Origin of the sequence: Alcaligenes ammonioxydans, assembly GCF_019343455.1 — a bacterium.
GTDB lineage: Bacteria > Pseudomonadota > Gammaproteobacteria > Burkholderiales > Burkholderiaceae_B > Alcaligenes > Alcaligenes ammonioxydans.
Map to the genome: position 1 here is coordinate 2,504,103 of NZ_CP049362.1, position 18,340 is coordinate 2,522,442.

17 protein-coding genes are annotated in these 18,340 nt (G+C 56.0%); 6 read left to right on the forward strand and 11 right to left on the reverse strand.

The features are described 5' to 3' along the window. Positions 1-8: 8 nt before the first annotated feature. The 5 genes from mnmA to FE795_RS11540 form a co-directional block, all read right to left on the reverse strand. Positions 9-1,124: a tRNA 2-thiouridine(34) synthase MnmA gene (mnmA, locus tag FE795_RS11520; protein ID WP_039943632.1), complete on the reverse strand. Its 1,116-nt coding sequence runs from the start codon at positions 1,122-1,124 to the stop codon at positions 9-11. A 201-nt stretch (positions 1,125-1,325) separates the two neighbouring features. Then, positions 1,326-2,747: an FAD-binding oxidoreductase gene (locus FE795_RS11525; RefSeq protein WP_003802895.1), complete on the reverse strand. Its 1,422-nt coding sequence runs from the start codon at positions 2,745-2,747 to the stop codon at positions 1,326-1,328. Between the two features lie 26 nt (positions 2,748-2,773). After that, positions 2,774-3,868: a 3-deoxy-7-phosphoheptulonate synthase AroG gene (gene aroG / locus FE795_RS11530; RefSeq protein ID WP_329956489.1), complete on the reverse strand. Its 1,095-nt coding sequence runs from the start codon at positions 3,866-3,868 to the stop codon at positions 2,774-2,776. A 485-nt stretch (positions 3,869-4,353) separates the two neighbouring features. After that, complete coding sequence (locus FE795_RS11535) at positions 4,354-4,584, reverse strand: YbdD/YjiX family protein (RefSeq protein ID WP_059317966.1); 231 nt, start codon at positions 4,582-4,584, stop codon at positions 4,354-4,356. Between the two features lies 1 nt (position 4,585). After that, positions 4,586-6,673 (reverse strand): carbon starvation CstA family protein, encoded by a 2,088-nt coding sequence (locus tag FE795_RS11540; protein ID WP_003802889.1) that lies wholly within the window; start codon positions 6,671-6,673, stop codon positions 4,586-4,588. 519 nt (positions 6,674-7,192) lie between these two features. Between FE795_RS11540 and ehuB the strand changes: the two genes are divergently transcribed. The 4 genes from ehuB (at position 7,193) to ehuA (ending at position 10,313) form a co-directional block, all read left to right on the forward strand. After that, the gene (ehuB, locus tag FE795_RS11545) at positions 7,193-8,059 is read left to right on the forward strand and encodes an ectoine/hydroxyectoine ABC transporter substrate-binding protein EhuB (protein WP_219234937.1); all 867 of its coding nucleotides are present in this window, start codon (positions 7,193-7,195) and stop codon (positions 8,057-8,059) included. Positions 8,060-8,161: 102 nt separating this feature from the next. Next, positions 8,162-8,833, forward strand: coding sequence for an ectoine/hydroxyectoine ABC transporter permease subunit EhuC (ehuC, locus tag FE795_RS11550; RefSeq protein ID WP_003802885.1), 672 nt, complete (start codon positions 8,162-8,164; stop codon positions 8,831-8,833). 2 nt (positions 8,834-8,835) lie between these two features. Beyond that, complete coding sequence (gene ehuD, locus FE795_RS11555) at positions 8,836-9,528, forward strand: ectoine/hydroxyectoine ABC transporter permease subunit EhuD (RefSeq protein ID WP_003802883.1); 693 nt, start codon at positions 8,836-8,838, stop codon at positions 9,526-9,528. Further along, positions 9,525-10,313: an ectoine/hydroxyectoine ABC transporter ATP-binding protein EhuA gene (gene ehuA, locus FE795_RS11560; RefSeq protein WP_003802881.1), complete on the forward strand. Its 789-nt coding sequence runs from the start codon at positions 9,525-9,527 to the stop codon at positions 10,311-10,313. The genes ehuD and ehuA overlap by 4 nt, the downstream gene beginning before the upstream one ends. Positions 10,314-10,660: 347 nt before the next feature. Here ehuA and thpD read toward each other — a convergent pair whose 3' ends face one another. The 5 genes from thpD to FE795_RS11585 all read right to left on the reverse strand — a co-directional run bounded on the left by thpD (position 10,661) and on the right by FE795_RS11585 (position 14,479). Beyond that, entirely contained in the window at positions 10,661-11,584 is a 924-nt protein-coding gene (thpD, locus tag FE795_RS11565) for an ectoine hydroxylase (RefSeq protein WP_003802877.1), read from the reverse strand. 18 nt (positions 11,585-11,602) lie between these two features. Next, a complete protein-coding gene (locus tag FE795_RS11570; RefSeq protein WP_059317968.1) occupies positions 11,603-11,995 on the reverse strand; it encodes an ectoine synthase in 393 nt (130 codons plus the stop codon). Further along, positions 11,995-13,302, reverse strand: coding sequence for a diaminobutyrate--2-oxoglutarate transaminase (gene ectB / locus FE795_RS11575; RefSeq protein WP_003802871.1), 1,308 nt, complete (start codon positions 13,300-13,302; stop codon positions 11,995-11,997). Before ectB ends, FE795_RS11570 begins: the two co-directional genes overlap by 1 nt. Positions 13,303-13,397: 95 nt before the next feature. Further along, the gene (gene ectA / locus FE795_RS11580) at positions 13,398-13,955 is read right to left on the reverse strand and encodes a diaminobutyrate acetyltransferase (RefSeq protein WP_003802869.1); all 558 of its coding nucleotides are present in this window, start codon (positions 13,953-13,955) and stop codon (positions 13,398-13,400) included. Further along, complete coding sequence (locus FE795_RS11585; RefSeq protein ID WP_003802867.1) at positions 13,952-14,479, reverse strand: MarR family winged helix-turn-helix transcriptional regulator; 528 nt, start codon at positions 14,477-14,479, stop codon at positions 13,952-13,954. Before FE795_RS11585 ends, ectA begins: the two co-directional genes overlap by 4 nt. A 426-nt stretch (positions 14,480-14,905) precedes the next feature. Between FE795_RS11585 and yddG the strand changes: the two genes are divergently transcribed. Further along, entirely contained in the window at positions 14,906-15,874 is a 969-nt protein-coding gene (gene yddG / locus FE795_RS11590; RefSeq protein WP_003802865.1) for an aromatic amino acid DMT transporter YddG, read from the forward strand. A 108-nt stretch (positions 15,875-15,982) separates the two neighbouring features. Here the strand turns inward: yddG and tldD are convergent, their stop codons facing one another. Continuing rightward, positions 15,983-17,443, reverse strand: a complete 1,461-nt coding sequence (tldD, locus tag FE795_RS11595; protein ID WP_131070713.1) for a metalloprotease TldD — start codon at positions 17,441-17,443, stop codon at positions 15,983-15,985. 527 nt (positions 17,444-17,970) lie between these two features. On the opposite strand from tldD, the gene FE795_RS11600 reads away from it, so the two are divergent. Continuing rightward, on the forward strand, positions 17,971-18,315 hold the full coding sequence (locus FE795_RS11600) for an H-NS histone family protein (protein ID WP_003802861.1): 345 nt from the start codon (positions 17,971-17,973) through the stop codon (positions 18,313-18,315). Positions 18,316-18,340: the final 25 nt, after the last annotated feature.

The following is an 18,340-nucleotide window of genomic DNA, read 5'->3' on the forward strand; positions in this document are numbered from 1 at the left end:
CCCGCCTCTTACTGAATAATGCCGCCGCCCAGGCAGCGCTCACCGTCATACAAGACCACGGACTGGCCTGGAGTGACGGCCCATTGAGGCTCGTCAAAATGTAAAGACAAGCTATCACCGTCGGCAGCCAGAATCGTGCAGGCCGCATCGGCCTGACGATAGCGTGTTTTGGCGTGAATCGGGCCCAACGCGGGTGGGTGACCGGCAACCCAGCTGGTCTGCTCGGCTTTCAATTCGGACTGTAACAACCAGGGATGATCATGACCCTGCACGACATACAGCGTATTCGTGGCCAGGTCCTTGCGGGCGGCATACCAGGCGTCGGCAGTCCCATCTTCGCGCTGCTTGCCCTTGACGCCACCAATGCCCAAACCCTTGCGTTGACCATAGGTGTGGAAAGCCAGGCCCACGTGCTGGCCCAGCACCTGCCCTTCCGGTGTCTTGATCGGACCGGGCTGAGTGGGCAAGTAACGATTCAGGAACTCGCGAAAAGGACGCTCGCCGATAAAGCAAATGCCGGTTGAGTCTTTTTTAGCCGCATTGGGCAGCTTCAATTCCTCAGCAATACGGCGCACTTCCTGCTTGTTGATCTCACCCAACGGGAACAGAGTGCGCGACAGTTGCGCCTGGTTCAGGCGGTGCAGAAAATAGCTTTGATCCTTGGAGGCATCCAGACCTTTGAGCAATTGATAGTCTGTGCCGCCCCCAGCCATGGGCACGCCACGCACACGGGCGTAATGGCCGGTGGCAATCCAGTCGGCGCCCAAGGTCATGGCGTGGTCCAGAAAAGCCTTGAATTTGATTTCGGCATTGCACAGCACATCGGGATTCGGGGTACGACCTGCCGAATACTCTCGCAAGAACTCCGCAAACACGCGATCTTTATATTCCGCAGCAAAGTTGACTGCCTCGATTTCGACACCGACCAGATCAGCCACACTGGCCGCGTCCAGCCAGTCCTGGCGCGAGGAGCAAAATTCGGAGTCATCGTCGTCTTCCCAGTTCTTCATGAACAGGCCGACGACCTCATAGCCCTGCTCTTTAAGCAACCAGGCCGAAACGGAGGAGTCCACGCCGCCGGACATTCCGATAACGACGCGACCTTTTTTGGTGGAAATAGTCATTGCAGTGATGATGAGCGGGGCCACAGCCCGCAAACCCACGGACCGGCGCGCACCCGACTAACTAAAAAAAGCATTGTACGCCTGCCCTGACGCAAGTACAGGGACAGGCCGCCCCCGCACGGGGTTTCTGACAAGCTGTGCCGCCCCGGTCACAAAAGCCCAGGCTGGACAGACTGGGCTTGGTCAGGGGCAATCGCGCGCTCAGGCCTGAGCGCGCGCGGGTAACATCTTCCCGGGATTCATGATGTTATGCGGGTCAAGCGCCCGCTTGATGCTGCCCATCACGTCGAGCGCATCTTGACCGTGTTCGGCCAGCATGAACTCCATCTTGTGCAAACCTACGCCGTGCTCGCCGGTACAGGTACCTTGCATGGCAATCGCCCGTTCCACCAGCCGGCGGTTCAGGCGCTCGGACTCGTCCCATTCCTCCTGACTATCGGCATCGAGCAACATCAGCACGTGAAAGTTGCCATCGCCCACGTGGCCCACGATGGTGTACGGAAACGGAGCCTGATCCATGTCGGCCGCGGTCTGGGCCACGCACTCTGCCAACGCAGAGATAGGGACGCACACGTCCGTGGTGCTGGAGCGGCACCCAGGGCGCAGTTGCAAGCCGGCAAAGTAGGCATTGTGTCGAGCCGTCCACAAACGGGAACGGTCCTCGGCCTTGTCGGCCCACTCAAAATCCATGCCACCATTTTCACGGGTGATTTCCTGAACTACCTGGGCCTGCTCCTGAACCCCGCTGGGGCTGCCATGGAATTCAAAAAGCAACAGGGGCGATTCTTTCAGTGTCAGCTTGCTGTAGGCATTGGTGGCACGTACGGCTGCGGTATCCATGAATTCGACACGCGCAATCGGAATACCCATTTGAATGACCTCGATCACGCTCTGCACGGCAGAGCGCAGATCGGGGAAATTACAGATGGCGGCAGAAATAGCTTCGGGCTGAGGGTACAGACGGACAGTCACTTCGGTGATGATGCCCAGCGTGCCTTCGCTACCGATGAATAGACGGGTCAGGTCGTAACCGGCCGAGGATTTCTTGGCGCGGTTAGCGGTATCGATAATGCGGCCGTCTGCCGTCACGACCTTCAGGGTCAGGACGTTTTCACGCATCGTCCCGTAGCGCACGGCATTGGTACCCGACGCACGGGTTGCCGCCATCCCGCCCAAGCTGGCATCCGCACCGGGATCGATGGGAAAAAACAAGCCCGTATCACGGATATGCTCGTTCAAGGCCATGCGCGTCACGCCAGCTTGCACCGTAGCGGTGAAGTCTTCGGCGTTGATTGCCACGATCTCGTCCATGCCGGACAAATCCAGGCTGACGCCACCTTGAATTGCCAGGAAATGTCCTTCCAGCGAGGAGCCAGCCCCGTAAGGGATCAGCGGCACATGATGCTCGTGACAATGACGGGCCACCCAGGCCACTTCTTCAGTGCTGCGGGCAAACACAACCACATCGGGCAGCATGGGTGGATAAGGCGATTCATCCCGACCATGGTGCTCACGCACGGCGTGAGACAGCGAGCAACGCTCTTGAAACTGAGCCTGCAAGGCTTCTACAAAACCTTCAGGTAAAGGGCGCCGCACGATTTCGGCATGAGCGGGAGCATTCATGAACATTCCAAAAAGGCAAAACCTTATTATGAGTGGCTAAGTGCCCCTTCTTCAAGTGCGACCCGGGCCTGACGGCGCTGACGCACGGCTTGGGCCAGGTTCTCCAGCACCGCCACCGTGTCATCCCAATCAATGCAACCGTCCGTAATGCTTTGCCCGTACGTCAGCGGCTTGCCTTCGACGACGTCCTGACGGCCGCCGACCAGATGACTTTCGATCATCACGCCACAAATGCGCATATCGCCACCCGCAATCTGACCGGCCACATCGGCCAGCACGTCAGGCTGACGACGGTAATCCTTGTTGCTATTGGCATGGCTGGCATCGATCATCACACGCGGCACCATGCCGGCCTTGATCATGGCCTGGCTGGTGGCTTCGACATGCTCAGCGTCATAGTTTGGCGCCTTGCCGCCGCGCAGAATCACATGGCAATCATTATTGCCCACGGTGGACACAATGGCGGAGTGACCACCCTTGGTGACCGACAGGAAATGGTGAGGTTGGGAGGCCGCCTTGATGGCATCCAGCGCAATGCGGATATTGCCATCCGTGCCGTTCTTGAAACCGACTGGGCAAGACAATCCCGAGGACAGTTCTCGGTGAACCTGACTTTCTGTCGTGCGCGCTCCAATCGCGCCCCACGACACCAGATCAGCAATGTACTGGGGTGTAATCATGTCCAGAAACTCGCAGCCCGCTGGCAAATCCAGCTGGTTCACAGCCAGCAGCAATTCACGAGCAGTGCGCAAACCCTGATTGATATTGAAGCTGCCATCCATGTTTGGATCGTTAATCAGGCCCTTCCAGCCCACGGTGGTACGAGGCTTTTCAAAGTACACGCGCATGACAATTTCCAGCTCGGGCGCAAAACGCTTGCGCTGTTCTGTCAGGCGGCGGGCGTAGTCCATGGCCGCTTCGGTATCGTGAATGGAACACGGGCCCACCACGACCACCAGACGATCGTCCTGTTCGTGAAGAATCTTGTGGATGCTGCGGCGCGCCTTGTGAACCGTCGTCGATACAGCAGAGGTACACGGAAACTCGCGCATCACGTGCGATGGGGGAGAGAGCTCCTTAATTTCACGAATCCGTAAATCATCAGTATTGTGCGACACGATTTAACTCCAGTTGGTTTGCCAGGTCCGGGGGCAAACGAAAAAAAAGCCGCCCGGTCTATGCTGGCGGCTTATTTCAGGATTTAGGTCTTACTTCTGTTTGGTGCAACCCGTCCTTTCCTCCACCAGCGGCATCGGAAAAGCATAAAAATAAAAGAAGAAAACGGGGTTTGCGAAAGTCATGGGAAAAATCCTAACACAGTTCCTGAGGCGCCGCCAAACAAAACCAGCAAGATTCATCCAAAAAACCGCATAACAACAAAATATTTATACCAAAAACCCATGAAAAAAACCCATAAAACGAAACATATATTTCGTTTAGTGAATTTTATTGGCCCATTTGTTTCGTGCTGACGCAAAAAAACACGATAAATCGTTTAGAACCTTGGTTTGTCTTATTTTTACATCTAAACACAATTAGGCTTATTGTCATCGGACTGTCATGCAGAAAGGGCCAGAACCCTGGCTCTGACCCTTAGCCGACTCACTTAGCAGCACGCGATACGTCCTTTACCCCCATACCGCGCCTGCTGTCGTTCGCGGAAGAACTCGGCGTATGCCATCGGCTGTTGGTCCGGATGATTTACCCGCATGTGCGTCAGATAGGTCTCGTAATCCGGTACACCGACCATCAGACGCAAGGTGGTGGCCAGGTAGCGTCCCGTCCCCCGCCCTGCCTGGGCTCCGCGCGCTATCGCTCCAGTCAATAATCCTTTCATATCACGCTCCTGCTGTTGCCTGAGCCGGCAAAGGCTCATACAGCGTCTCGGCTGAATGTGGCACGGCACTGCGGCGCGCGTTCAACACGCAACGTATGCCAAAGAACACCATGCTCACAACCACAAAAATGAACAAGCCGCATAAGGTCGAGTTCACATAATCGTTGAAAATAACCTGCTGCATCTGCTCCAGCGATTTGGCAGGAGCCATGACCGTTTGTTCGGCCAGACCTTGTTGATACACCTTGGCATGCGCCAGAAAGCCGATCTTGGGATCAGGGTGAAACATCTTCTGAAAGCCGGCAAACAGCGTGCAGATCAACAGCCAGATAGTAGGAACCACGGTCACCCAGGCGTAGCGATCTTTCTTCATCTTAAAGAGCACCACCGTCCCCAGCACCAATGCCACTGCCGCCAGCATCTGGTTGGCAATACCGAACAAAGGCCACAACGTATTGATGCCACCCAACGGATCAACCACCCCCTGATACAGGAAATAGCCCCACGCCGCCACGCACAAGGACGTGGCAATCAGGTTAGCGACCAAGGACTCGGTACGGCGCAAGCCCGGTACGAAGGTGCCCATCAGATCCTGCAGCATGAAGCGGCCGGCACGGGTGCCGGCATCCACGGCAGTCAGGATGAACAGGGCCTCGAACAGAATCGCAAAGTGATACCAGAAACTCATCATCGCCGGCCCGCCGATGACATTATGCAAGATGAAGGCCATGCCTACCGCCAGGGTAGGAGCACCACCCGCACGCGAAATAATGCTGTTTTCACCCACGTCGCTGGCCATCTGGGTCAGATCGGCCGGCGTAATCAGAAAGCCCCAGCTGGACACCACTTGCGCGGCCTGTTCAGGAGTCGTGCCAATCAGGGCAGCCGGGCTGTTCATGGCGTAGTAAATGCCGGGTTCGATCACGCAAGCAGCGACCAAAGCCATGATGGCCACAAAGGATTCCATCAGCATGCCGCCGTAACCGATATAGCGCGCCTGGGTTTCGTTTTCGATCATCTTGGGTGTGGTGCCCGAGGAAATCAAGGCGTGGAAACCGGACACGGCACCGCAAGCAATGGTGATGAACAGGAAGGGGAACAAGCTGCCGGACCAGACCGGTCCTGTGCCATCAATAAATTTGGTGGTCGCTGGCATTTTCAGATCGGGCGCCACAATTACAATACCGATGGCCAGCCCCACAATCGTGCCGATTTTCAGGAAGGTGGACAGATAGTCACGCGGAGCCAGCAGCAGCCAAACGGGCAGCACAGCGGCAATAAAGCCATAAATAATCAGTGCCCAGGTCAGCTCTTCGCCATTCAACGTGAAGAACGGCCCCCAGGTGGGGTGCGCGGCCACGTCCTGGCCGTACACAATCGCGGCCAGCAGAAAGATCAGCCCGATCACCGAGACCTCGCCAATACGGCCCGGCCGCAGGAAGCGCAGATAAATCCCCATGAAAATGGCTAGCGGAATCGTCGCTGCCACCGTAAAGGTGCCCCACGGTGAGTTGATCAGGGCCTTGACCACAATCAGCGCCAGCACGGCCAGGATGATAACCATGATCATGAAGGCGCCAAACAGCGCAATGACGCCAGGCACCGTGCCCAGTTCGGACTTGATCAGATCCCCCAGCGAGCGCCCGTCGCGGCGCATGGAGATGAACAGAACGGTAAAGTCCTGCACGGCCCCCGCAAATACCACGCCGGCCAGAATCCAGAGCATACCGGGCAGATAACCCATTTGCGCAGCCAACACCGGCCCGACCAAGGGGCCCGCGCCAGCAATCGCCGCGAAGTGGTGACCAAAGAGCACATGCTTATTGGTCGGTACATAGTCCAGACCATCGTTATGACGCCAGGCAGGCGTCATGCGGGTGGCGTCCAGCTCAAAGACCTTACGAGCAATGAAACGGCTGTAGTAACGATAGGCAATCAAATAGACGCAGACTGCGGCGACTACGATCCATAGAGCATTGATGCTCTCCCCCCGGCTTAGCGCCACCGTTCCCAGGGCAAAGGCCCCCAGCACCGCAACCAGCACCCAAATCAGATGCTGTTTTATAAAACCGCCCTCTTCTCTGCTCATAGAGCCTCCACGATTTTGCATTAAGTAAGTCTGTCACCAACTTTTTTCCGGCTGTACTTCTGATCTGAAGAAGTCGCCAGCTGCCGGTACAAGAGGCGCAGCACCGCGTAGGATGAGCACTCTTGCTGGGACCGCACAGTGTTCTTGATACCGTGCATTTCCCGCACCAGCAGGGTTTGAAAGCGCCGTAAAGCGCACTTTCCAAAAAGGTGTCGGCGCGCCCGAAGGCGCGCCGAACTCATTCATGAATCAATCTGGGGTAGGCACAAGCCAGGCGCTTTTGAGAGGACAAGCGCTCTTTAATCCTTGGGAGCATAGTAAAAACACGTACTCAAGACACCACGCATTTTCCCTAAGACCAAACTCTTTACTTATATATAAATTCTAATCAGTTCTTTTGGTCGATAGTTTCTATCCATTTAATTTGAGTACGAATGATTTTATGCGCTATGATTTCCCTGCAAATCTTTCGTAAAACAAATCATTCATAACGAAATGGTAAAGGCGAGAAAAGGACTCATGATGAAACTACACTCCAAGCCCCTCTGCGCGCTGGCCTTGGCCCTGCTGGGCACCGTCGCTGCCGCCTCCAGCGCCCACGCGGTCACGCTGGAACAAGTCAAAGAGCGCGGCGTGATTCGCGTCGCCGTTGCAAATGAAATTCCTTACGGTTACATGGACATGTCCGGCAAGGCTCAGGGCGCAGGCCCTGAAGTGGCGCAAGCCATCCTGGAGCGTCTGGGCATCAAGGAAATCAAATGGGAAACCGCCAACTTCGGCTCCCTGATTCCCGGCCTGCAAGCCAAGCGCTTTGATATGGTGGCCGCTGAAATGGCCATCCTGCCGCAACGCTGCAATACCGTGCTGTTCTCCGAGCCCAACAGCTCGTATGGTGAAGGCCTGCTCGTGGCCAAGGGCAATCCCAAAAACATTCACGCCTACGAGGACTTTGCCAAGACCGATCACAAGATCGCCATCATGGCCGGTGCCGATCAATTGGAAATGATGCAGGCCCTGGGCGTACCCGATGATCGCATGATCACGATTTCCAACAACGCGGATGCCATCTCTACCGTCGCCACGGGTCGTGCCGACGCCTATGCTGCCACCGGCCAGACCGTCAGTGACCTGGCATCCAAAGGGAGCGGCAAGGTGGAACTGGCCGCCGAATTCAAGGACCCCGTCATCAACGGCATTCCGGTTCGCAGCTGGGGCGGTTTTGCTTTTGCCAAGGAATCCGAAGATCTGCGCGACGCAGTGAACAAGGAGCTGGCCGAATTCAAGAAAACCGAGGAATGGAAAGCGATCCTCGACAAGCACGGCTTTACCGAGGAAGACGCCAAGCACTCGTTTGAAAAATCCTCGGAACAGCTGTGTAAAGCCTGATCCTTCACCTGCGGGTAAGGCGGCCGCACGAACCTGCGTAGCCCCTCGCAAGGGCCCATTTCGCACCGGGAGTGCCCCGCCTGCCCTTGTCCGGAATCTGATATGGATTGGTTAAGTTACAGCTCGGCCCTGATGGAAGGGGCCTGGGTCACCATACAGCTCACCCTGTACTCAACGGTCGTGGGGGCCATCGCCGCCTTCGCGCTGGGTATAGGCAGGCTATCGCGATCTGTGGTCCTGCGCTCCTTGTCCATCACCGTTATCGAGGTGTTTCGCGGCACCTCTTTGTTGGTACAGCTATTCTGGCTGTACTTTGCCTTGCCGATTCTGGGCGAGTCGCTCGGTCTGGACTGGCGGCTGGACCCGGTCGTGGCTGGAACCCTGGCATTGGGCCTGAACATTGGCGCTTATGGGGCCGAAGTGGTGCGCGGCGCTATCCAGGCCGTACCGCATTCTCAACTGGAAGCCGCCAAGGCCCTGGACTTTACAGAACGCCAAACCCTGTGGCGCATCAGCCTGCCCCAGGCCATTCCAGAGATGATGCCCAGTTTCGGAAATCTGGCCGTGCAGAACCTGAAGGATACAGCCCTGGTCTCCCTGATCAGCTTGGGGGACTTGAGCTTTAGAGCTGAACAAATACGCAACTTCACCCAAGACAGCACCACCATCTACACCCTGCTTTTGCTGATGTACTTTGGCATGGCATTGGTACTGACCGTCCTGATGAAATTGCTGGAGCGCGCAACCGGCCGCTGGCGCGCGCAAAGGAGCTGAACATGCTGTTTGGTATTGAATGGGACACCAGCAGCAATGGAGCATTTGCGCTGTCTATCCTGCCTATCCTGCTCAAAGGTTTATGGGTGACCATCCAGGCCGCCGTGCTGGGTTTTGGTGTTGCCGCCGTGTTAGGACTGATTCTGGCAGGCCTGAAAAGCGTGCGTCTGCGCCTGATCTCCTGGCCCGCCTATGTGTTGACCGAGTTCCTGCGCGACACGCCATTGCTGGTGCAATTGTTTTTCCTGTACTACGTACTGCCGGACTACGGCATCGTGCTGCCCGCCTTCCTGACCGGCGCGCTGGCACTGGGTGTGCAGTACAGCGCATATCTGTCGGAAGTTTATCGGGCCGGTCTGGAATCCGTCACCCACGGGCAGACTGAAGCTGCCCGTGCGCTGGATATTTCCCCATTGCGCACCTTTATGGTCATCACCCTGCCCCAGGCCATCCCCCGCATCATTCCAGCCATGGGCAACTACTTGGTATCCATCATGAAAGACGTGCCCGTGCTTTCTGTTGTATCGGTGCTGGAAGTGCTGAATGTGGCCAAGATTATTGGTGACCGTACCTTTAACTACATCATTCCCCTGTCCATGGTGGGCGGCCTGTACCTGCTGCTGACCCTGCTGGCTTCAGCGGGGATACGAGCACTGGACCAACGTTTGCCCAAGCAAGGAATCCCTCTGCGATGATCGACACACTCTCCAAGCCCATCATTGAATTTGAGCATGTCACCAAAAAATTCGGTGACGTCACCGTACTGGATGCATTGAACTTTCAAGTCAGGCGGGGTGAAAAAGTCACTATTATCGGCCCCTCAGGATCGGGCAAATCAACGGTGCTACGTATCCTGATGACGCTGGAAACCATAGACGACGGCGTCATTACAGTCGCGGGCAAACCCCTGTGGCATGAACGTGTCAACGACCAGTTGGTCCCCGCCAGCCAAAAGCATTTGCGCGAAATGCGCAAGGAAATGGGAATGGTATTTCAGCAGTTCAATCTGTTCCCTCACATGACCGTAATGCGCAACGTGACCGAAGCCCCCATGCATGTACTGGGCCTGTCCAAAGAGCAAGCGCGCGAACGAGCCACCAAATACCTGGATCTGGTGGGTCTGATCGACCATGCGGACAAATTCCCCAGTCAGCTCTCGGGCGGTCAGCAACAACGTGTGGGCATTGCCCGCGCTCTGGCCATGGAGCCGAACATTTTGCTGTTCGATGAGCCCACCTCGGCACTGGACCCGGAACTGGTCGGCGAAGTGCTGGGCGTGATTCAGAAGCTGAGCCAGGAACAGGATCTGACCATCTTGCTGGTGACCCACGAAATGCAATTTGCCAAGGAGGTGTCAGACCGCGTCTGTTTCTTTGACAAAGGCGTGATCGTGGAATCCGGTCCGCCAGAGCAAGTGTTCTGTCACCCGCAGGAAGCACGGACCCAGGCCTTTTTGAGCAATTTCATTCAAGCGGCGTAGTCAATCCCCAGTGGTGGGCCACTTCTGCCACTGAGATGCTCCTCTTTAGCGACGCTGGCGGCAAGGTGAGGCTTCAAGCCGTTTACACCATGCACCCGCTGGCACTCAAGGCTGAGGCACTCGTCCATCCCAATGCCGTGGTAACCAAGGGCCTGGCGGCCCCGCACCCGTCAGGCCTGCCTGCCGTATCGTGGCGCCCTCTCGAGTGTCTGACCTGCGCTTTTCTGAGCGTCAGAACCTGAGTCTGCCACTGAAAACCTGCCCATACAAAAAAACGCCCCCCGGAAATAAATCCAGGGAGCGTTTTATCGAGCCAAGGTCTCAAAAACTACAGACCCTCCGCTTGTTCAAGACTCCAACAGCGGCCCATCCAATGGCTTAAGGACGGGGAAATGTCCACGTGTGGCTACATGTGCAGGCCGAGGGGTCAGACCCTGCTTGGGCTCACCCACACAATTTTCCACGCTATTGTAGACCGTGAACACATTGGCTCGTGGCCAAGGCGAAATATTGCTGGCTGAACCATGCAAGGTATTGCAGTCAAAAAAGATCACGGAACCGGCTTTGGCCGTAATGGCTTCGATTCCGCCCTGATCGACCAGCAAACGCAAGCTGATCGGGTCAGGCACGCCATACTCCTGCTTGCGCAAGGACTCCTTGTAGTGATTGTCCGGCGTCTGCCCAGTGCAGGAAATGAACTGACGGTGTGAACCCGGCACCAGCATCAGTGGCCCATTGCACACATTATTGTCCGTAAGCAGCACCGAACAACTCAAGGCGCGCATTTGGGGCATCCCGTCTTCAATATGCCAGGTCTCGAAGTCCGAATGCCAATAGAACTCCTTGCCGGTAAAGCCCGGCTTCAGGTTGGCACGGGACTGATGCACATAGACTTCCGAGCCCAGAATCTGGCGGGCCACATCCAGCACCCGCGGGTCCCGCACCAGGCGGGCAATCAGGTCGCTCAGCTCATGCACCCGAAAGATCGAACGCACCGCCTGGCTGCCCTTTTCAACCACGGCTTCTTCACGCGACAAAATGGCGGGGTCTGCACTCATGGCCTGGACATTACTCAGCAGCGCCTGCACTTCCTGCGCATTGAACAAGTCAGGCAACAGCAAAAAGCCATTGTCCTCATATTCGCGCAGTTGGGCCCGATTCAAGGGCTGGCTACCTACCGGGTCCGGATACACCACCGGCTCCTGACGGCTGACGATGGCCGCCGTTCGTTCTGTACGGGATGTGTACAGATCGCTCATGGTCACTGTCATCATGCTCTCCTTAAGATGTCAGTCTTCCACAATAGCGGGATAGACCCCTTTCTCATCGTGAACTTCCTGACCGGTCAAGGGCGGATTGAACACGCATATCACCCGCAATGGCTCCTTGCCACCGCGCAGATAGTGCTCATCGTGCTGATCCAGGGCGTAGACCACGCCTGGCCCCAACTCGTACTTCTTGCCGTCGGCTACCGTTTCAATTTCACCGTCGCCTTCAATGCACCACACCGCCTCCAAATGATTCTGGTAGTGGATGTGCGTCTCAGTGCCCGGAAAAATAACGGTTTCGTGAAAAGAAAAGCCCATGCCGTCTTTCTTGAGCAAGACACGGCGACTGACCCAGGTGTCCGTGCGCACCTCGTCACGGGTTCCAATCACATCTTTGACGTTTTTGACCAGCATCAGCGTGCTCCTCCAATCTTCAGAATCTTGGCCTGACTGCCGCGTTTGGACAGGCACTGGGCGACACTGCGCTCAATGATGTCCAGACCTTGGCTGAGCTCCTCGTTGCTGATCGTGAGCGCCGGCAGCAGCTTCAACACCTCGTCGTGGGCCCCCGAGGTCTCAATGACCAAACCCTGCTTGAAGGCCTGGGCCGCAATTTCATTAGCCAGACCCGCACCGGGCGGCGTGACCAGACCTTGAATCAGTCCGCGTCCCCGCACACTCAAGCCCCGATCCGGGTAGCTGTGCACCAGATTTTCCAGCCAGTCGCGCACCTGTCGCTCCTTGGCCTGGATTTCCGTCTCGAAGTCCTCATTGGCCCAGTAACTTTCCAGAGCCTGGGCGGCCGTCACAAATGCCAGGTTATTGCCACGGAAGGTGCCGTTATGGGCGCTGGGCTTCCACACATCCAGCTCAGGGCGCAACAGGACCAAGGACATGGGCAAGCCAAAACCGGACAACGATTTGGACAGTGTAATGATGTCAGGACTGATGCCGGCCTGTTCAAAGCTGAAGAAACGACCAGTACGACCACAACCGACCTGAATGTCATCGACAATCAGCAACATGTCATGTTCGCGGCACAGGCGTTGCAACTCGCGCAACCAGCGCTGTGTGGCCACGTTCACGCCTCCTTCACCTTGCACGGTTTCCACGATGACCGCGGCAGGATGGTCCAGGCCGCTGCTGGGGTCTTCCAGCAAGCGCTCCAGATAGGCCATCGTATTGACGTCCGGCCCCAGGTAACCGTCATACGGCATAAACGAGGTATTGCCCAGGGCCACACCTGCCGCACTGCGGAACTTGGAATTTGCCGTCACTGCCAGGGAACCCGTGCTGACGCCGTGGAAACCGTGCGTAAAGGAAATCACATTCTGGCGCCCCTTGACCTGTCGCGCCAGTTTTAACGCCGCCTCCACGGCATTGGTGCCCGTCGGGCCCGTAAACTGCAGGCGATAATTCCACCCGCGCGGTTTGAGCAGTATCTTGTCCACCGCTTCCAGAAAATACTTCTTGGCGCTGGTGGCCATATCCAAACCATGTACCAAGCCGTCGGTGTTCAGGTACTCAATCAGCTTTTCTTTCAAGTGGGGATTGTTATGCCCGTAATTGAGCGTACCGGCTCCACTGAAAAAATCGATGTATTGCCTGCCTGACTCGTCCTCCAAAACCGAGCCTCGGGCTTTGTTGAAAATGACCGGAAAGGACCGGACGTAGCCCCTTACTTCAGACTCCATCCGGTCGAATATTTTTAAGTCAGTCATATTTCCTCTCCTGGTTATAGAACGGCGTGTCTTGAGCCGACAAACAATAATCAGCGAACCAGACCGGCTCTACCGTTCTTTTGCGTAAAGTCCCCTTATCCTGAGTCCAAGGGGCCGATTCGTAATAGAGGTTCTGCCTCGTGTGCCTGCGCGGCAAACAAAGCAGTATCAAAAAATGCGTGTTCCTGCAGGGGTGCTCCCCAACGGCGCGCCATCGCTGCAAACAAGCCACGCGAGGCCAGGTTGCCGGGGCTGACTGTCGTTTCCAGAAAGCGCCAGTCACGGTCACTCAGACCTTGTCTTAAGTGTTCCAGCATGGCCTGTCCCAGACGCTGCCCACGGGCGCGCTCATGCACCGCCACTTGCCAGACAAAGAGCACATCGGGACGGTCGGGGAGAAAGTAGGCAGAGATGAAACCGTCTATTTGTTCCCCCCGCTGCGCAACAACGCAGGTCCGGGAAAAATGCTCGCTGAGCAGCAAATAGAGATATTCAGAATTCAGATCCAACGGTGGGCAGGCGGCAATCAGCTGATGGATGGCCGCCGCGTCACGCAGCACGGGCGCACGCAATACCAGCGCCGGAACAGCGGGGGCAGGCCCGGCAGCACCCACGCTGCCTGTCGCGCTGCCCGTATCCGGTCGGGCCGTCACACCACCAACCCGGATTCGGGGGGCACATCCCCTTCCGGGACCTCTAGAATAGGGGAAGCCGTCTCATCGGCCTCCAGCACGACATCCGGATCCGCATCAAGCAGGCGAACAATGCGCTCCAAGGACAGCGTCATGGTGGCTTGCTCCAGCTCAGGCAGCTCTTTGAGGGCGTCCGACAACTTCTTTTGCAACGGGGATGGTGTATCACGGGCCAAGGTCTTGCCTTCCGGTGTGGCACTGACAAATACAATGCGGCGGTCTTCCCGACCACGCTCACGCAACACCAGCTTCTTGTCTTCCAGACGATCCAGAATCCCCACTACGGTGCTGGGGCTGACGTGCATTTCGCGACTGATGGCCGTCGCCGTCAAGGGCCCCTTCTCAATAATGGTGCGCAGGCAGATCAACTGGGGCGCGGTGATATTGCTGTACGCCGACAGCTGCCGGGAATGCAGGGCAATCGAGCGCGTGATCTGGCGCAAAGCCCGCAAAATTCGTAAATCGTAATGTTGATCCGTAGTCATTTAATTAGCCAAACAAAATAATTCAGCACTATTAATTCGTGTTGAAATGATATGCGCAGAAAAGATTCAAGTCAAACCGATTTACACTCAAAATCATACGGAGCGTAAACAGAAGGTTCGACTCAAAACTCAAGAAAATGTAAGTATTCCAACTTGTCGCCCTCTCCAGGGGGGCAGACAAAATGGCCTGTTATCCTTGTCCTCCCGTCCTCACAAGGGGTACGAGCGCGCACCGCGCCTGCAGTACACTGCTACAAACGGTCCGCCCACACGGCCTGGATCGCTGTCAGCACCCATCCCTGGCGCTCAAGCTCTGCTTACAGACAGCCAGATCCGGATACAAAGCCGGCCCATTAACCCATAAGTGTCCCCAGCAAGTAAAGCCGCCTGCCGCCCAGGGCACGCTCGGCAGACATTGAAACCCGCATGAAACAATCTGATAAAGCCACCCTGATCGGGCTGATGGCCATCATCTTATGGAGCACGATTGTCGGCCTGATCCGCAGCGTCAGCGACTATCTGGGCCCTACCGGCGGCGCGGCCCTGATTTATACCTTGGCCTCCGTCTTTTTGCTTTTATCAGCTGGATGGGTGAGGCTGCGCGAATTTCCGCGCCTTTATCTGTTCTGGGGCAGCATCCTCTTTGTCTGCTATGAGCTCTGCCTGGCCCTATCGATTGCTTATGCGCATAACAGCCGGCAAGCCATTGAGGTGGGCATGGTCAATTATCTCTGGCCGACCTTCACCATCGTGGCGGCCATTTTATTCAAGCAACAGAAAGCCAATTGGCTGATCGTCCCGGGCCTGTTTTTGTCCATGTTGGGCATCAGCTGGATTCTCGGTGGTGAGCAAGGCTTGAATCCGAACAGCGTCTGGCTCAACGTGCAGGACAACCCCTTGAGCTATGGCCTGGCACTGAGCGGGGCCCTGATCTGGGCTGGCTACAGCACCATGACCGCACGCATCGCGCAGGGTAAAAATGGCATCACCTTATTTTTCATGCTGACCGCGGCCACCTTGTGGATGAACCATCTGTTTCAGGGAGCTCCTAGCCTGACAGTGTCGACACCGGCTCTGGTGTATTTGCTGTTGGCTGCCAGCGCGATGGGTTTTGGCTATGCAGCCTGGAATGTCGGCATTTTGCACGGCAATATCACCCTGCTCGCCGGTGCCTCCTACTTTATCCCGGTATTTTCGGCAGCCTTGTCCAGCCTGCTACTGCGCACGCCATTGGCGACAAGCTTCTGGCAAGGCTCAGCCATGGTGTGCTCGGGCGCCTTGCTATGCTGGCTGGCCATCCGGGTTCGCCAGCCCAAAGTGCTCAAGAACGCGCAGCCTGCTGAAAAGTCGCGACGCATCTCCGCCGACGCAGCGGGGCCCCCGGGGCAACAATAACAAAGTAAAAGCGATTTGCTGCGGCGCAATATAAAAACAAAAAAACCGCTCCTGCTTAATTCAAGCAGGAGCGGTGCGAATAACCATTTAATTAGCTGGCAAATTAAATCAGGCCGTACCACCCACGGTCAGATTTTCCATTCGCACGGTAGGAATCCCTACCCCAACAGGGACACTTTGACCTTCTTTACCGCAGGTCCCTACCCCAGGATCGAGCTGCATATCATTGCCGATCATGCTGATTTGATTCATGGCATCCGGGCCACTGCCGATCAAGGTGGCGCCTTTGACGGGATACATCAATTTGCCGTTTTCAATGACCCAGGCCTCCGAAGCGGAAAAAACAAACTTACCGCTCGTAATATCAACCTGCCCACCACCAAAGTCAACAGCATATAAGCCTTTCTTGACCGAAGCGATGATCTCCTGAGGATCTTTATCGCCACCCAACATAAACGTGTTGGTCATGCGCGGCAAAGGCAAGCTGGCATAGGATTCACGGCGGCCATTGCCGGTAATGGCCGCACCCATCAAGCGCGCATTATGGGTATCTTGCAAATACCCTTTCAAAATACCGTCCTCGATCAGAACCGTACGTTGCGTGGGATTGCCTTCATCATCCATATTCAAGGAGCCACGACGGTTTTCCAGGGTGCCGTCGTCAATGACGGTTACCCCTTTGGACGCCACACGCTGGCCAATACGGCCCGAGAACAGGCTGCTGCCGCGACGGTTGAAGTCGCCTTCCAGACCGTGGCCCACGGCTTCGTGCAGCATGACACCAGGCCAGCCTGGGCCTAGAACCACCGTCATCTGACCGGCAGGCGCAGGCTTGGCCTCCAGATTGGTCATGGCCGAGCGCACGGCCTTGTCCACATAGGCACGCAGCATGTCGTCGGAAAAGTACGACAGATCCACCCGGCCGCCACCCGCTGCCGAACCACGCTCACGACGGCCATTTTGTTCGACAATCACCGACAGGGACAAATGCACCAGGGGACGGACATCGGCGGCCAGACGACCATCGCTGCCCGCAACCAGCACCACATCATATTCCGCCCCCAGGCTGGCCATAACTTGCACCACACGCGAATCGGCTGCCCGAGCCAAGGCGTCCAGACGCCCCAACAAAGCCACTTTTTCTGGCGCAGGCAAGCTGGCAATGGGGTCCGTTCCGGTATAAAGCGTCGCACGCTGCGAATCGGCCGGCACCAAAATCCCGCTTTTTCCCGAGCCCCCCTGACGGGCAATGGAACGCACCACGCGCGCCGAAGACAGCAAGGCCTCAGGACTTAAGGAGTCCGAATAGGCAAACGCGGTTTTCTCGCCGCTCAGCGCGCGCACACCCACGCCCTGCTCAATCGAGAAACTGCCGCTTTTCACAATGCCCTCGTCCAGGCTCCAGCCCTCGCTGCGGGTGTACTGAAAATATAAATCGGCATAGTCAGCCTGATGGGTGAAGATTTCACCCAGCGCACCGGACAGGTGGCTTTCATGCAAGCCCCAAGGCTCGAGCAACAGACCACGGGCGCATTCCAGGGCATTGATTGCCGGATCAACTAGCTTCATCGTTTATTCCTACTGACAGATCCCTGGCAAGCCCACGGCTGCAAGGGACGAAAATGGGTACCGACAGACGCACTGACATCCATTCGGTTTCCGTCCATCTGAGCATTAAAACAGAATGTGCCACCGTATGCGATGCCCACGTACTGAACCGGCTATTTTCGGGCTTTCCGACGCTGAATCAGGCAGCTCCCCTAATCGCGACAAAAAACTCCAATTACGACATTTTCTGATACCTAATTAAAATTATTTTATATTTTTCTTAATTAAAAATTCAGCTATATGGTTTTTGTATAAACCCATTCAAAATCATGATAACCCCTGATTAGTTTAAATAATCACGCCCCATAGAATTGACTAATGACTATAAACAATTACAGAGACTAAACAGTTTTTTTGAATTAACGTTTATTTTTTTCAAACCACTTATATTTTCAAGGAAATCAAAGTACACTGTTTTCGCATGATAAACATGAGCTCGTGCAGGCAGGGTTTATCAGATAACTACAAACATGAAACAGGAATCCTATATGTCAGTCGAAACTTACAGCTCCGCAAAGCAGAAGATAGAAAAAGAGATTCTGCGTCTTCAAAAGCAGATGAAATCCCTTCGAGTCAAACAGCGTCGTCCTGTCATCGCATCCATCGTCAAATCCATGCAAGATAACGAGATCACGATTGAGGAAGTCGCTGAAGCTCTGGAAAACTCTGCTCGTCGTGGTGCTGGTGCGTCCACCGGCCCCAAAACCAGCCTGCCTCCCAAATACCGTCACCCCGGCACCCAGGACACCTGGACGGGCCGTGGTCGCCCCCCACGCTGGATCATTGACGCAGAAGCCAATGGCCGCAGCCGTGAAGAGTTCCTTATCAAATAAGCTCTGGAACCAAACAAAAAAAAGG

What these genes read in the sequence shown, in the direction of transcription:
- mnmA (WP_039943632.1), bottom strand. Translation starts at nt 1,124, where the DNA reads ATGACTATTTCCACCAAAAAAGGTCGCGTCGTTATCGGAATGTCCGGC.
- FE795_RS11525 (WP_003802895.1), bottom strand. Translation starts at nt 2,747, where the DNA reads ATGAATGCTCCCGCTCATGCCGAAATCGTGCGGCGCCCTTTACCTGAA.
- FE795_RS11535 (WP_059317966.1), bottom strand. Translation starts at nt 4,584, where the DNA reads ATGAAAGGATTATTGACTGGAGCGATAGCGCGCGGAGCCCAGGCAGGG.
- FE795_RS11540 (WP_003802889.1), bottom strand. Translation starts at nt 6,673, where the DNA reads ATGAGCAGAGAAGAGGGCGGTTTTATAAAACAGCATCTGATTTGGGTG.
- ehuB (WP_219234937.1), top strand. Translation starts at nt 7,193, where the DNA reads ATGATGAAACTACACTCCAAGCCCCTCTGCGCGCTGGCCTTGGCCCTG.
- ehuC (WP_003802885.1), top strand. Translation starts at nt 8,162, where the DNA reads ATGGATTGGTTAAGTTACAGCTCGGCCCTGATGGAAGGGGCCTGGGTC.
- ehuD (WP_003802883.1), top strand. Translation starts at nt 8,836, where the DNA reads ATGCTGTTTGGTATTGAATGGGACACCAGCAGCAATGGAGCATTTGCG.
- ehuA (WP_003802881.1), top strand. Translation starts at nt 9,525, where the DNA reads ATGATCGACACACTCTCCAAGCCCATCATTGAATTTGAGCATGTCACC.
- thpD (WP_003802877.1), bottom strand. Translation starts at nt 11,584, where the DNA reads ATGACAGTGACCATGAGCGATCTGTACACATCCCGTACAGAACGAACG.
- FE795_RS11570 (WP_059317968.1), bottom strand. Translation starts at nt 11,995, where the DNA reads ATGCTGGTCAAAAACGTCAAAGATGTGATTGGAACCCGTGACGAGGTG.
- ectB (WP_003802871.1), bottom strand. Translation starts at nt 13,302, where the DNA reads ATGACTGACTTAAAAATATTCGACCGGATGGAGTCTGAAGTAAGGGGC.
- FE795_RS11585 (WP_003802867.1), bottom strand. Translation starts at nt 14,479, where the DNA reads ATGACTACGGATCAACATTACGATTTACGAATTTTGCGGGCTTTGCGC.
- yddG (WP_003802865.1), top strand. Translation starts at nt 14,906, where the DNA reads ATGAAACAATCTGATAAAGCCACCCTGATCGGGCTGATGGCCATCATC.
- tldD (WP_131070713.1), bottom strand. Translation starts at nt 17,443, where the DNA reads ATGAAGCTAGTTGATCCGGCAATCAATGCCCTGGAATGCGCCCGTGGT.
- FE795_RS11600 (WP_003802861.1), top strand. Translation starts at nt 17,971, where the DNA reads ATGTCAGTCGAAACTTACAGCTCCGCAAAGCAGAAGATAGAAAAAGAG.